Here is a 14,163-nt window from a genome sequence, read left to right on the forward strand (position 1 = left end):
CCATACGAAGAACTTCGTCGAGTCGTCAGCAATAATGAGGTTATCTCACGGGCTCACGCTGTGCCGGCTGTCGAGACCTCGGGGTAAACACGTACTAGCTCCCGAATGAAGTGAGGTGGGAGTAACTGGCGTGGCCGCCATGATGACATGGTGAGGCCAGCCTGGCCCACCTCGGATCTCTTGTGTACCTGCTAACCCCAACCCACCAGTGGCGACGCATAGCCAACCGCACGCATCGACACCTCGATCACTCCCTGGTCTCGTTCCGAGGACTACAATGACTGGAGACGAGCTCCCCAACGGAGGTACGACAGCACGGGAAGCCCTCGAGATGCATCTCGTCCAGGCGCTGACGCGATGTGAGTTGGCCGCAGTCCGTGACCATCTGGAGGCAGCGATACGACACTGTCGTGATCTCCCGCCCACACCGCTGGTTGAGTGCCCGCTGTGTGGCTGCGTCGGACTCCCAAAACGAATCCGGCTCCACGACTGTTCATGGCGTCCTGGCCACGACTGACAGCCGGGTGGTATCTTTGATTGTGTAGTGCTATCAACTAGTACCACTGGCTGTTTCCGGAGTAGAAGATGGCAGTTATTGAGCTGTCGAAACCGCAACCGCCCACCACCTACAAGAAAGGTCTAAAACACCCCTGTCGCATCCCAACACACAATGAACGTCCCGCGTAGCGAACTCCTCACGCAATTACGGGCGCTCGACGAGTACGAATTCGAGAAGTTGATCGCAGACATCTGGAAGTACAGAGGATGGGACACCACCGTCACAGATCAATCCAGAGACGGCGGCATCGACGTGATCGCCAGAAAGGACCTCCCGTTCGACCAAAAGCAACTCATCCAAGCCAAACGGTACGCCAAGGACAACAAGATCCGCCTCAAGCATGTCCAGCAGTACAGCAGCCTCTATCTGGACAAGAGCCCGGACCGTGACGTCGACGCCGATGTCGTCGCGCTTGTGACGACCAGCAATCTCACCCAGCCCGCTCGCGAGAAGGCGGCCGAACACAATCTCCGGATTGTCGACGGAGAGAAGCTCACACAGATGATCGTCGAGTGGGACCTCTCGGAGATCATCTCCGACTATATCGATCCCGACGCCGAGTCGGAGTCGGCGTTTCACGACGATATCGACACCTCCGTCGAAACGTACGAGGGCTCACGCAATTGGGCGATGGTCGAAGAATTCAACGGGATGACAATCTCCTCAAGTGAGGATATGAAACTCACCGCCACCGTCGACGAGACACTGGCGTACACGGTTCACCACGGCCAGTCCTACCAGAACAACCTCGAAGAACGACGAAACATCCACTATCTCGACGGGCTCGATGACGAACAACTTGACCGGCTCAAGTATATCGCCAACGACCTCGGGATGCGATTCTTGCTCGGGGACAGGCCAAACGAATGGAAAATCTACGACAAGGGCGAGGGGCCGATTGACCCCCATCGAACGGTCGAGATCGGAATGCGGATTTTGAACGGCGTCTTCGGATCGGCGTTCGGTGATGCCGACATCGATGTCGCAGTCGGCAACCGATAGAGAGTTTCTATCTCCCGGTTTGAGTGAAAGATGGCGTTCATAGACACCGAAGAGAATCAGTACTCGCAGTACATCGAGAACCGGCACAGTCAACTCGCAAGCGAACACGGTCGCGATAACGTCTTGATCGCGGAGGTCGACGGCGAGGTCGTCACGCTGGTCGGAGACGGCGTCGGCCTGATCGAGCCGCTCGATATCACCACCACACAGTTCACCGAGGGAATCGAAATCGACGGACACCGCGTGGAGCCGGCGCTCGTCCCGCTGTTCGAAGAGCCAGTCCCGTGGTTCGAAGGCAACCACGATCTGTTCGAGCTCACCGCAGGCGGTATCGGAAAGCCGTGCGCGCTCTCTCCCACCGGCATCGTCCTTCTCGACTTCGGCAAGCGCCGGTTCTACGAAGATCGAGTCGAGCGGTATGCGACCAACGACACGCTCGATGGCATTCCCATCGTCGCGACCGAGGCCGACGCGATCGCCAGCGGCGAGCACAGTACGTGGATCTCCACCGACGAGTCCAGCGTCTGGACGTACGAGTACGTCCCGTTCGTCGAACCCGTCCAGACAACGGCCCAGCTCGAAACGCAACTCGAAGCGGTGTTCTCCAACACGCCGAATTGGGACGAGCTCTTCGAGGCGACCGCGGCGGTCTACGAAGACGAGATGGCGGAGATGCGAGACACCGACGGATGAACGAATCCTACAGGGAACTGCTCCACACGAGCAGCACCTGCCCGTTCTGTGGGTGCGAGCCAGTCGATTCGAGACTTATCGGGCTCAACGCCGTCGTCTGTCAGGTCTGTGGCGAGAACATCCACCTCCACAGCGCGGCGTACGCAACGATTTTCGCAGACGGGACCGCGATCGAACTCTGGGACTACCCACCACAAGCGAGAGCGTGGCGCGAGTCGGGGACCCACAACGCGGTGTTCATCGAGCCGAGCCTCAGTACTGACGAACTGACTGACCAACAGCAGACCGCGATCGCCGCGTTCGCGAACAGCACCCACAGGGACGCACTCAAGCGCCGACCGGTCGAAGATATCGAGGCGAAGTACCTCAAAGCAATCCGGCGCGACCGGACCTACGGAGACGGTGGCTCAAGCGAGCGGCAGGTGAAACAATCGATCGACGGCCCGGTAATCTTGACCAGCCAGTTCCTGTACGCGCCAGATCCGGATGCGATGTGCGAAGCGACGGAGACGCAAGCGACCTTGTTCTGAGAGAGCCAAGAAACGGGGCAGGCCCGTTGTCGCGGCCTCTGACAAACAATCGTAGCGGGTGTAGAACAAAATATCCGTCGAAACAAATAGAATTTGTAATCTCCGTGAGAAGTGAAGAGATGTATTCAGAGATGATCCCGAACGGTGGGCTGAACAGCGCCCAGCGCCGACACATCCAACGCGACATCGCCCGGTGGAAATTGGAGTTGGAGATGGCTAATTCATACACTACCAGCGAGTTGAGCCATTACATTTCCGAACTCCAAGAGATGGAGGACACGACGTTGGTCCGGTGGTGGATGGACAACGTTGGCGAGTGGGTCGCTTCGCGACGAGACCTCGACGTGCCGCTCGATGTAGACATGGAAGACTGGATCGAAGACCAGTTCGAAGTCCTCATCGACGGCGAAGCAACTGGGTACGGATTCGTCGTAGACGTTGAGTTGCCGCAGCCGACGTGAAACTCACGCGAGAGGAGAAGAGTTCGAACAACCACACCCACCGACACCATGAATTCCGATAGCGCACCAACGACCAGCAGCACCGACACCGGACTGTACTTCGACGACGCCGAGGCACTCGCCCAGCAGTATCGCGAAAAGCGAGACACGATCAAGCGGAAAGAAGCGGCACTCACGGCGCTCAGCAAACGTCTGGAAACGATCGACTGTGATATCGGCGGCGCGAACCTCGATATCGACGACGACGGTGTCATCACCGTCTCGATATCGAGTCCGCGATTCCCCGACGAGGTCAAGTCGATGCTCCACGATTTTCAATGGCCCCGAAAGTTCGCCACCGGCTACGATACGATGTCCCGCTGTCTGACCTGGAGCCTGAAAACCGACATCGAGACGCTGATCGAAGACCACGAACGAATCCAGCAGCCACAGGGTCGCGCCGTCCCGCAGACAGCTTGAGGGTGTTTCTAGACTCCGAAGGTGGGTAGGAGTGAGAGATAAGAATAATGCAAGAAGACGTTAAACAGCGAATCTTGGCGAATCGGAGCGCCGTCGTCGACATCTACCTGTCGGGGGGCAACGGCCGGATGTTCTGGCCGTGTCGGCTCCAACCGTTCGATGAGTCGATCCCCACCGTCCGGCGCAGCTCCTCAAAGTACATCATCGACTCCGGGTTTAACGAGCCGGAGACCAACACGGACACCCCGGTCAACGCCACGCTGGGCGATTTTGTGGGCGAAAGCACGTCACAGAGTGAGCCGTCGCGAGACGCCCCAATCTCGGGGCCGGACATCAAGGAGCTCGTCGACGCCGCCTACGAGCGACGGGCCGACTATATCATTCCCAACGACACGGTGAACACGCCCAATGTGGCGATGCGAACGGCGATCGAAGAGACCGCAGAGAAGGTCGATGCCTTCCTCGATTACGTCGACGAGACCACCTTCCCGGCGACGGTTATCGTCCCCCTCCAGCCAAACCATGCGCTCCACTTTGCGTATCTGGCAGAGCACTACCCGCGACAGGCGAAGCGCGGCCACTTCGCACTCGGCGGGATGAAGAACCTCACGCTCCACGAGCAAGTCGCGTGTATCCGAGGCTTCCGTGAGGTCGCAGGGTATGAGCCGTCCGTCCACGCTTTCGGTGTGGGCTCCTCTCGCGTGCTCATCGAAGCCCTGCGGGATGATCCGGCGTTACTCCAGTCGGTCGACTTTTCCACGCCGCAACACCACGCCACCTCCGGCCGTATCGCCGGGACCTCGCGCATTCCGATCTACGTTGGGACCGCCCAGGGGACCGACAGTGCAAGCACCTGTGCTCAGCTGATGTCGGCAGAACTGATGGACATCGCTCGGATGCTCTCACCGACAATGACGACCGACGAGGACGTGCGAGTCCGGTGGGACCAGTTCGAGAAATACCACAAGCGTCTCGAGAAGAACATCCTCGAAGCGAACCCGAACTTCGAGTGGGAACTGCTCAAGGAGCGATACACTTCGTTCGATCAGCTGGTGGCCTCCAGCAGCGACGACCAGATCGACACGGAGTTGCTCGAGGACTTCCGGGACAAGTTGACTGACCATCTCGATCAGGAGACGTTCGGCGGTGGAGCGAACGCGGCCCTCGGATCCACCTGAGAGCAGTTGACGAACGCTGGCGCGAACAAGCACAATAGCACACAGCACACAGCACGGCAGTACACTTTTACAGTCGTAGTCACAACGAGGAACCATGACAATGGACATAGAAGAGTTCGAGGCCGCGGGGGACGAAGACAGCGAACTCTCCACCAGCGAAGCCATCGTGAAGTTCCTTCTCGAAAATCGGGACCAAGCATGGAAGCGCAGTGAGATCGCAGACAAGATCGACCGCGACCCAAACACCGTCGGAACAAATCTGAGCCGACTGAAGGAGCGCGGTCTCGTCCGCCATCGCAAGAACCACTGGGCGATCACGAACAACCGCGAACAGATCATTGAGGCAATCCGGTTCTCAAATGCGCTCTCAGCTCTTAACGAGTCATTTGGGCCGACCATCGAGAGTGAACAGGAAGCGAAAGAGTGGAGCGATGCACAACCGGATCAGCCACATCCAAGCACCCTTGACACTAAAGATGAATCTACTATCCACCTCGATCTCGACGAGGGGAATAGCACAGACCGATGAGGAGACAACGGGGCGTCGAATACGAAGTAGGAGACGTTGTCTGGACTGTCGATCCGTTCAAACTCGGTAGCGACGTCAGCCGAATGTTCGCCGTGATCTCCACAGACACATACCCATTCGAAGACCAGCAATTCATCGGAGTGGCGATCACCACCACTTCCCATCTCATCAGCCACCCACTCCCCGACAGATACTGGGATGTGGGGAGAACACCAGAAGAGTCGTATATTCTTCCACTCTCCATCCACAGCCCGAAGGTTTCAAACATCCAAGCACCGCCAAACTATGACGCAATCACGGACCCATGGCAGGGTCGGCTCAAGTCAGAATTCGTCGAAAAAGTGATCGGAGAGATTACTTTCACACTTAACCTCAAATCCCGATACTAACCCGCGATCGGGAGGGGTTTGTAGCCTCCGAGAGGAGGTGAGATGGAGACAAAAGAGAAAGAAGAACTCGGCGTCAGAACGCGAACCCGAACGGAGGGCCGCATCGAGGGCATCCTCGAGCCGGCGTTGTTCGAAAGTCAAATCGACTCCGAGACAGATCTGTATTGGGGACTCCCAGTAGAGTTTTTCACCGTCGAACACGGCTCCGTATATCTCGACGCGAAGGTCGCCAACGAACTCACGTGGATGGTGACCAGCCACATCGGTTCGACACTCGAGATCACCGCACTCCCGCAGAAATTCGTCGTCGACGACACCGAATACGCGGTGAACCCCGGCTTCTGGGCATCCACGATCGACGAATCCGAAATCCGGTGAGCCACGGCTCAGCGACACCCCCATCATGAACAGCCTTTCACAGCACATCGCAGACGACGACGACCGAACCCGCATCGCGTCGCGTTCGGATATCGACGTGTTCGTTCCGAAACTCGATGACTCTCGCTACGTGTCGGATCTGGCGGGCGACTATTGGCCATACCGGTCGGTCACTCTCGAACAGGCGTGTGAACTACCAAAGGCAGTCGAACGAACGCGCCGCCGGACACAGACACTCCGACTCGTCGACAATCGACCACCGGGAAGCAACTTCCCGTTGGACCTCTTCGAGACGGCCAACAACGCTCATGTCGACGAGGTGCTCCCGGCGAGTTACACTGGGACGGCGAGAGACGCGATCGCGGACGCGGTTCGGCTGTACTCCAACTACGATTTCCAGACAGAGCCGACGCTCATCATCCCGGTCGTCCCGCCGTTCGAAATGACCGGAGCGTGTATCAAGCATCTCCTGTACGAAACCGACAGACCCAGCGGGCTGAAGTCGATCAACAACCCGACCGACTTCGCCATCCGTGGGCTCTCCTCGCGAACACAGAGTTACGAACAGTTCAAAGAGATCCTCATGACGATCGAGAGCGTCCTCGAGGGTGGCGTCAATGTAAACATCCACGCCCCCCATGTGAGTGTCGACCTCATCCGAATCGTTCGCAACCACAGCGGGCTCATCAACTCCGTGACGCTCCCCCACGACGCAGCAGGGCTCGCAACCACCGAATCGACATCGTATCTCTCAGCGAAAGGCGCGGAGAATCTCACAGCCGACTCGTGTCCGTTGGTCCAACTCGCTGGCGAGTTGAGTCTGCTCACGAGCGACTTGATCGACGACGACCGGGTGGCGGCCGCACTCGCCGAGTCGAGCATCCCAGACCTCGCACCGGAAACGCCGAAGCCGGACGCCACAGGAGTCGAACGTCAGTCGACATTCTCGTGAAGACACCGCGAAGACACACGACCCAAAACACCAGAATCCTATGACAGACGACACCGATGAGACCTCGTTCACGCTCCACGTTCGCCACGAAGGATACCACGCTGACCAATTCACTCCACACACGCAGATCAACCGGTTTTACCTCGTCGGCTCGGGGACACCATCTGCGGAACGGCTCGTCGAGACACATCTCTACGCGATCGCAGACGCTGTTATCGGTGACAAACACAGTCTGTCGGACGTCCTACTCCGTGGGATCATCACCGATATCGGGAATCCACTCGATATCCAAGTGGTGGACAAAGAGACGTACGCCGACCACGACGGAGCCACGACCTTCGGCCCCCACCTAATACAGCGAGGGAGTCCCGCCGTTCACGGCGGGCGGGAATCGCGCCATGAGCAACACCCAACCGCAAAACACTATGCTAACCAACTCCCCAATTTATATAAATACATAGCACCACATGTGATGTGTAGATGGAGCTTCAACGTACCGCTGTCGTGAAACTCTCCGTTCCCAACGACCGCCGGGACGACCTGAAGGAAACAATGGATACCTTCAGGAACGCCGCCCAGCGGTTCGCTGATCGAGGATGGGAGGGCAACAACGACGGGTACGTGATTACCTCTCGCTCCCAGCTTCAACCATACCTCTACGACGACATCCGAGACGAAACCGGATTGCACTCTGACCTCTGTGTTGCTGCGGTCAACCATGCCGCCCATGCACTTCGTGGCGTCGTTGATCGCATGAAAGAGAGTGAGAAAGTTTCCAAGCCGGTGTTCACGTCGAACACGACCGTTTACAATACCAGTGCAATCAGCTATTTTGATGGGTATTGTACGCTTGCCGCCTACGGCAGTGGTCGTGTAAAAGCCGAATACGTCTATCCAGACGATTCCATTCAGGCTGAGTACATGGAATCAGACGAATGGGACAAACAGGGGGCGAAGCTCCGATACGACCAGCAGACAGATACCTACTACCTCCACGTCTCAGTCAAGCAGGAACGTGACGACACGCAGGAAGAAGCCGAGGGCCGAACAGTCCTTGGCGTAGATCGCAACGTGGACGGGTATCTCGCTGTGACCAGCTCCGGTGCGTTCATCGGTAACGCAGACCTGTTGAACCACAAACGCCGTGAATACGAACGCCGACGCGGCAACCTACAACAGACCGGAACGCGATCAGCCCATCTCACAATCCAGTCGATTGGTGATCGCTTCGCCAATTGGAGCGAGAACTATCTACACAATGTGTCGAAAGAGGTAGTTACTGAGGCTGTCGCCAACGGGTGTAAGACGATTGTACTGGAAGACTTAGAGAATATCCGAGAAGCGGTATCGAATCTCTCAAAGTTCCAGCAGTGGGCGTTTCGAGAGCTATCGCGGAAGATAACCTACAAGGCGAAAGCTGAAGGAATCACTGTTGAAGTGGTGAATCCAGCCTACACAAGCCAGCAGTGTAGTCATACCGAGTGTGGGTTCACACATGAGGATAACCGCGACGGCGATGAGTTTGTGTGTCAGAAGTGCGGCAAAGAGCTACACAGCGACTACAACGCGGCGCGAAACATAGCAGCGCGGTATCTCCGGAATCGGCGTAAGTCTGGTTCCGGAGGGGCAACCAATCACCTTGCCCTGAAGTCAGGAACAGTGAATGGGAGCGGCGATTTCACGCCCACCGTATCACGCGGGTAGACCGGGAGTTCATTGACAAACCCCGGCGTTTACGCCGGGTGTAGGTGATATCTGGAACTACCGCGAGACGACACTGGAGAGAGGGCACTCCCACGTTCCCGCTATCGAGAACCCAACAAAGAAGAAACTCATCGACGCGGCACAGACACTCGACGAGGAACACGAACGACCCACGACCGCGAGCGACGACCAGGTGTCGCTAGATGGCTTCGACACTTCTGCCGGCGACCTAGATTTCGCGTGACCCCACCGTGAGAGTTTGTACCCCCCGAAAGTAGGTTGAAGGATGGAAAGTATCCCAGTGTACCTCAAAGAGATTTTGGACGAAGCAACCAACTACTACGAGCGCGACGAAGACATCTCGCGAGTGGGCGCTGCCCACGAGATCGCCCACCAGAACGAGTCGTTGGTCCGGATGGACGAAGGCGACCGCGACACGCTCAACGTGCTGCGAGACATTCGAAGTGCCCACAAGCTGTGTGCCGACGAATTCGAAACGTACCGGCGGGCTCGTGACGCAGAATACGCTGATTCGATTCTGGAAGCGGTCGCGCTTCGATCACTCGAAGAGCTGATCAACGTCCACCTCGATAGCGAGCAGTCCTTCGACAGCGAAGAAGCGGACGCGGCGGTCGCGACGAATTAACATCCTGGCCAAGGAGAGGGTTTGTACCTCCCGAAAGGGGTAGCGGAGAAGAAGACTTCAAAAAGAAACCATGCAAGAAACCACCGAAGCCGAGCACCTGCAAGAAGCGTACGACGAACACGAACTCCCCAAGCCCGGCAACGTCCGATTCAACCCACTACAGGAATCCAACGGGGAGACGGAAATAACGATTAACGTGGGTGACGTGATCGAGCGACAGAACACGGTGGGCGAAGACATCGCCGTCGAATTCCGGTACGTACTGGAGATGGACGACCACGGCATTGTCGTGTGGGTTCTCGACGACGAACGGTACACCTACTACCCGATGGACTATCTCCGAGAGGACCTCACCGAGTACGAGGTGCGAGTCCACGACGACCCGTGGGAAGTCCGGTCGGATGACAAGTAGATCCATGTCCGCAGCCAAATCCACTCAATACGGCCGGGGCGGCCCCTACCCCGGAGATTGGGACCGATTCGACCCCCTCAACGGCGACCCGCCGGGCCGCTGGCAAGTCGAAGCACACACCATCGGTGGGTGTGGCACGCCGGACATCCCCCGGCGAGAGATTGCTATTTGGACCCACCCCACTGAGGGCACGCTCCGGGTCGTCAAGGAGGCAATCCCAAACGGCTCGTACGTCTTGATGAAGCCGAATGGCGAACAGACTCGCGGGTGTCGCGAAGACATGTTCGACAGGGCAACCTGGTTGATGCGCCGGCCGACCCACTGAAAACGATGAGCTCACCGTGGACAATCTCGATACGACCGCCGTTCCGCGATGGCTGTTGGGCCATTCTCAGAGCCCGCTTCACCGACGCACAGTACTGGGAAGCAGACTCCAAACAGGAGGCAATCGACCGGCTCAAAGCCGGGATCGAGAACCCACGAGCAGTCCCCGGAGACAACCCACCAGTATCGCGCAAAACGGTGCGAATAGACGCTCACGAGGACTTCGAGAAGAGCATCACCCCCGAGACGCTGTTCAAGGACCAAGTCGGACTGGGGAGTTTCGGGCAAACCACGACAGCGGAACCCTGGCACGAGAAACAACCCGAACGCGAACATATCGAACCGCTCTACGACTCGGAAGTCGTGCTTCACGCAACAGACGGCGAGGGGCCAGTCGATCACCCATCGAGTTGGAACTGGGACTACGCGATCTGGGCGGCCCATGATACCGAGAACGTATTCGACGTCGTACTCCACCAGCCTGCCCGGTACGAGTGGACTACGACGACCATGGAGACCTCGGAGCTACTGCGGATACTGCAAGGCCGTTGGCACACACAGGGGAGTGCTCACCTCAAGCAGTTCTACTTCGAGAAATCAACAGAGGACGCCGACGACCCGTACCTCGCTTGGGAACCGGGCGGAATCGATATCGTACCGCGCGCAGAGACGCCGTTCGATCAGGCGTGGGACTACTGTCCCGGTGTGCCGATGGAACTCAACGGCTGGAAATACGATCCCCACGCCTCACTCGCTCGTGAGGTCTGGCGAAGCGAGATCGGCCCGGAACGCAGAGTCGAACTCCACCACACCTACGACGAGTATTCGTTCCTGAAAGTGTACGACAGTCGTGTCTCGGGGGCCGACGCCGCAATGATTCCGGATAGGTTCGATTCAAAAGTCCAATCAGAAACGCCAGCTACGGAACTACGCGAGAAAGCGGTCGGGTGGATGCGACAACACAGCCCGGCTGGGGTCACCTACCCGGCGTACGACAGGCGACTACTTGAGACGCCACCGGGGTGGGACCTCGACAAGTCACCGGGGGTCCGATACGGAAACGAGTTCTACATCCGATACCGGAAAGAGACAGCCCCAGAGCAGGACGCCGACACACTCATCGAAATCGCGGGCGCTCCCAAGGGGACGAACTACACACTCACGCTCATAGAGCGTGAAGACGCCGTCATCACGAAGAAAGACGAAGCCCCGATCAACGTCCCCGAAAACTGCTCGGGTATGAATGGGAGAAGGCCAGCAACATCGACCTGCTTCTAGTTTAGTGTTGTTCTGATTCTCTCGTCATTTGTGTCTGAGATTCAATGCTCCGGGAGAATTATTTTTTAACCACCGGTGGAGGTGAGGCGTAATTTAAGAGACAATTAAGAACAGAAGCTAATTCCAGCTGCAGAGCCGCTCAAAAGGCGAAATGACCAACTCACAGTTTGTGACACTCATATAAAAGTCACAACCGACTCTCTTCAACTCACGCACGATTCCTGACGGAACCCTCCGGCGCTGAGACGCCGGAGGAGTCGTGTTGCAATCCAATGACAGCAACCAACCCAAACAGGGTCAGGAGTGATAACTCTGGTTCCCAGAGTGCCTCACTCGACACTGACCCACTGACACACCGCGTTGTACAGCCCAGTTCTCAAATCCCGCCGAACCGTCGCCAGCGAAATGCCGGTCGAACAATCATCGTGGGGTCGGTCTAAGTGACCGAAGCCACCGACGATCCGACCTCGTTCGCCATCCCGATGGATCCAGACCGTGCGTTCAACGCAATCGCAAACAGTCGTCGCCGGCGCGTCTTGCTCTCACTCTCACAGTCGCATGGAGCAACTACCGCAGGTGATCTGGCCGTCGAAATCGCCGCCATCGAGAATGCGATTGACCCCAGTAAAATCAGGAGCAACGAACGCACCTCAGTCTACATCTCGCTGACCCAATCGCGTCTCGAGACGCTCGATGAGTGCGGCGCAATCGCGTTTGATGACCGATCGAAGTCCGTCTCTCCGACAGACGCGACCGAACCCCTCGCCGAACACATCCGCCGACTCCAGACTGCGTGTTACAAGCCAGATTCGGAGGAGTCCCAATGACCGAGTATCAGCCAGAACTGGAGACGCTCAGAGACATCGACACGAGTTTCCACCGGCTGTTCGAGGCGGTCCACGACTCTGAGACCCCTTCCATGGCGGGGGATGACCCACTCTCCACACTACGGCGGGCACGGGCACAGATCGACGCCGCACTGTTCGCGTATCGTCGCCGAACTGAGGACGCCACGCTCGCTGATGACGGGACGTGTCTCCTCCAGTGGGACCCACCGAGTGCTCCGCCTCGCCGCCTCCGGTTCGAGCCCGACAGTAGCGGCGAGACGTGGACCCGTCGCGAATGGGAGTGGACTGGCGCTGAGTGGCGTACCTGTGGGAGTGACCGCCTCGACAACGTCGCGATCCGCGCGCCAGCAGCCACCCGGTACCCTGATCCCGTCGACCCGACACCGCTCGGAACGATGGTTGAGTGGATCCGTGACAGCTGGACGCGTCCAGATCCGCCTGCGCTCGTGTTCGCGAAGACGGCCACCACCGAGCAGGGTGTAGTCGTCTCCGTCGACGGCGAGCTCCGCTACCGGGAGCGGGATAGCCCACAGTGGTATCCTGCGACGACAGACGAGTTCTACCACCACCTTCGCACTCATGGACAGCCAACGCTCCTACCGCTTTCAGAAACCGCACTGACTCGCCATGACTTCACTCCCAGCCCGCTCTCTCAATGACGGACGAAACACTCTCGCTTCCACCGGGATTCGATCGTGGACTCACCCAGCTTATCGACGCGATCGAGACGCTCCGGGACGCTCTCTCAGACGAGGAGACACTTACGACCGTCCAAGCTGTCACCACACGGCGGCGGTTGTTCCTCGCGCTTTACGCGCTCAAAGCGATCCGTCGACAGCTTGCGGATACAGAGCATCGCCCGTCCCAAGGCGATCATGAGGTGGTGACGTGGGACGACCCTGCTCAGGCACTGTATCACATCAAACTACGTCTCGATCGGCTGCTTGAGGATCTCTCTATTCAGGGGTACGACCACTCCTCACAAGAGTATTCGATCGAGCAAACACTCGAAACGATTCGAGACCACATCGTCATTCTTCAGGATGCACTTTCTGAGGGGTCGACGGATAACTCCACGCTGCTTGAGAAACTCTCCAGTCACCGATCAGTCTATGCAGACGTGGCTGGGCGTGGGGTTGGCGATGGGCGATGGCTTGAGTATCAACTCCAGCGGGCGTTGATGCGGTGGGGGTATCAAGCAGAGACGCGCCAGCACCTGTTCGGTCTCGAGGTCGACGTCGTCGCCAACCGGAAGCCAAAACAACAGCAGCCGACTGATTGGATTGTCGCTCAGTGTAAAGACTGGACGAGCGACACGATCACGCCGTCGACGATCTTCCGGCTGTGTACGATCGCGTTTGCCTGCCGGGCCATGCCGGTCCTCTGTCATACGACCGATATCACAGCTCGGGCTGAGGAGCTCGCCCGTCAGTTCGAAGTCCGAGTCCTCGATCTACGGGATCTTGAACGTGGTGCGCTTCCTGCGCCCCAAGTGTACAAGCCATCGGCTGAACTCAACGAGTGGCCTCCACAGAACAACGTTCGTGACTATCGGGGCACTCTCCCCGTGATGTTCTACGGAGAGCCTGGCAAACGGTTCAGCTACGTTCCTGGCTTTTCTCCCGTGGGGATGGACTACGACTACGAACCGATCGATACGGACCGAGACGACGATACTCATCCAGCTGCTGGACACTGACTCCCTGACTTGCCCGCGTTCCGCGGGATTGAGCGCGCCCTCTCACAGCATGGCTACGGGGACGCAGTTCAACTCGTCAAGGATTTCGACTTCGTCACGTCCGTCGAAAACCGGTACCAGTT

At 58.0% G+C, this 14,163-nt stretch carries 19 protein-coding genes; all 19 read left to right on the forward strand.

Annotated features, from left to right (window positions below; translation table 11 throughout):
- The first annotated feature begins 277 nt into the window (after nucleotides 1-277).
- The 19 genes from J2751_RS13155 (at nucleotide 278) to J2751_RS13245 (ending at nucleotide 14,041) form a co-directional block, all read left to right on the forward strand.
- Entirely contained in the window at nucleotides 278-517 is a 240-nt protein-coding gene (locus J2751_RS13155) for a hypothetical protein (protein ID WP_209486672.1), read from the forward strand.
- 153 nt (nucleotides 518-670) lie between these two features.
- Nucleotides 671-1,561: a restriction endonuclease gene (locus J2751_RS13160; RefSeq protein ID WP_209486674.1), complete on the forward strand. Its 891-nt coding sequence runs from the start codon at nucleotides 671-673 to the stop codon at nucleotides 1,559-1,561.
- A 30-nt stretch (nucleotides 1,562-1,591) separates the two neighbouring features.
- Nucleotides 1,592-2,254: a hypothetical protein gene (locus tag J2751_RS13165; RefSeq protein ID WP_209486675.1), complete on the forward strand. Its 663-nt coding sequence runs from the start codon at nucleotides 1,592-1,594 to the stop codon at nucleotides 2,252-2,254.
- Nucleotides 2,251-2,784, forward strand: coding sequence for a hypothetical protein (locus tag J2751_RS13170; protein ID WP_209486676.1), 534 nt, complete (start codon nucleotides 2,251-2,253; stop codon nucleotides 2,782-2,784). The genes J2751_RS13165 and J2751_RS13170 overlap by 4 nt, the downstream gene beginning before the upstream one ends.
- Before the next feature lie 119 nt (nucleotides 2,785-2,903).
- Entirely contained in the window at nucleotides 2,904-3,245 is a 342-nt protein-coding gene (locus tag J2751_RS13175; protein WP_209486677.1) for a hypothetical protein, read from the forward strand.
- 48 nt (nucleotides 3,246-3,293) lie between these two features.
- The gene (locus J2751_RS13180; protein ID WP_209486678.1) at nucleotides 3,294-3,704 is read left to right on the forward strand and encodes a hypothetical protein; all 411 of its coding nucleotides are present in this window, start codon (nucleotides 3,294-3,296) and stop codon (nucleotides 3,702-3,704) included.
- Between the two features lie 47 nt (nucleotides 3,705-3,751).
- Entirely contained in the window at nucleotides 3,752-4,882 is a 1,131-nt protein-coding gene (locus J2751_RS13185; protein ID WP_209486679.1) for a hypothetical protein, read from the forward strand.
- Nucleotides 4,883-4,976: 94 nt separating this feature from the next.
- Nucleotides 4,977-5,411, forward strand: coding sequence for a helix-turn-helix domain-containing protein (locus J2751_RS13190; RefSeq protein ID WP_209486681.1), 435 nt, complete (start codon nucleotides 4,977-4,979; stop codon nucleotides 5,409-5,411).
- Complete coding sequence (locus J2751_RS13195) at nucleotides 5,408-5,800, forward strand: hypothetical protein (RefSeq protein WP_209486683.1); 393 nt, start codon at nucleotides 5,408-5,410, stop codon at nucleotides 5,798-5,800. Before J2751_RS13190 ends, J2751_RS13195 begins: the two co-directional genes overlap by 4 nt.
- Nucleotides 5,801-5,842: 42 nt before the next feature.
- The gene (locus J2751_RS13200) at nucleotides 5,843-6,178 is read left to right on the forward strand and encodes a hypothetical protein (RefSeq protein WP_209486684.1); all 336 of its coding nucleotides are present in this window, start codon (nucleotides 5,843-5,845) and stop codon (nucleotides 6,176-6,178) included.
- A gap of 25 nt (nucleotides 6,179-6,203) precedes the next feature.
- A complete protein-coding gene (locus tag J2751_RS13205) occupies nucleotides 6,204-7,130 on the forward strand; it encodes a hypothetical protein (RefSeq protein ID WP_209486685.1) in 927 nt (308 codons plus the stop codon).
- A 40-nt stretch (nucleotides 7,131-7,170) separates the two neighbouring features.
- The gene (locus tag J2751_RS13210) at nucleotides 7,171-7,638 is read left to right on the forward strand and encodes a hypothetical protein (RefSeq protein ID WP_209486686.1); all 468 of its coding nucleotides are present in this window, start codon (nucleotides 7,171-7,173) and stop codon (nucleotides 7,636-7,638) included.
- Nucleotides 7,611-8,834, forward strand: coding sequence for an RNA-guided endonuclease InsQ/TnpB family protein (locus J2751_RS13215; RefSeq protein WP_209486687.1), 1,224 nt, complete (start codon nucleotides 7,611-7,613; stop codon nucleotides 8,832-8,834). The genes J2751_RS13210 and J2751_RS13215 overlap by 28 nt, the downstream gene beginning before the upstream one ends.
- A gap of 286 nt (nucleotides 8,835-9,120) precedes the next feature.
- Nucleotides 9,121-9,480, forward strand: coding sequence for a hypothetical protein (locus tag J2751_RS13220; protein ID WP_209486688.1), 360 nt, complete (start codon nucleotides 9,121-9,123; stop codon nucleotides 9,478-9,480).
- A gap of 70 nt (nucleotides 9,481-9,550) precedes the next feature.
- Entirely contained in the window at nucleotides 9,551-9,892 is a 342-nt protein-coding gene (locus J2751_RS13225) for a hypothetical protein (RefSeq protein WP_209486690.1), read from the forward strand.
- Between the two features lie 330 nt (nucleotides 9,893-10,222).
- Entirely contained in the window at nucleotides 10,223-11,494 is a 1,272-nt protein-coding gene (locus tag J2751_RS13230; protein ID WP_209486692.1) for a hypothetical protein, read from the forward strand.
- A 482-nt stretch (nucleotides 11,495-11,976) separates the two neighbouring features.
- The gene (locus J2751_RS13235) at nucleotides 11,977-12,321 is read left to right on the forward strand and encodes a DUF7344 domain-containing protein (protein ID WP_209486731.1); all 345 of its coding nucleotides are present in this window, start codon (nucleotides 11,977-11,979) and stop codon (nucleotides 12,319-12,321) included.
- Nucleotides 12,318-13,001 carry a hypothetical protein gene (locus J2751_RS15615; RefSeq protein ID WP_245202797.1) on the forward strand — a complete coding sequence of 228 codons (684 nt, stop codon included), beginning with the start codon at nucleotides 12,318-12,320 and terminating at the stop codon, nucleotides 12,999-13,001. The genes J2751_RS13235 and J2751_RS15615 overlap by 4 nt, the downstream gene beginning before the upstream one ends.
- Nucleotides 12,998-14,041, forward strand: a complete 1,044-nt coding sequence (locus tag J2751_RS13245) for a restriction endonuclease (RefSeq protein ID WP_209486694.1) — start codon at nucleotides 12,998-13,000, stop codon at nucleotides 14,039-14,041. The genes J2751_RS15615 and J2751_RS13245 overlap by 4 nt, the downstream gene beginning before the upstream one ends.
- Nucleotides 14,042-14,163 lie beyond the last annotated feature (122 nt).

The organism is Halorubrum alkaliphilum (assembly GCF_017873815.1).
GTDB lineage: Archaea > Halobacteriota > Halobacteria > Halobacteriales > Haloferacaceae > Halorubrum > Halorubrum alkaliphilum.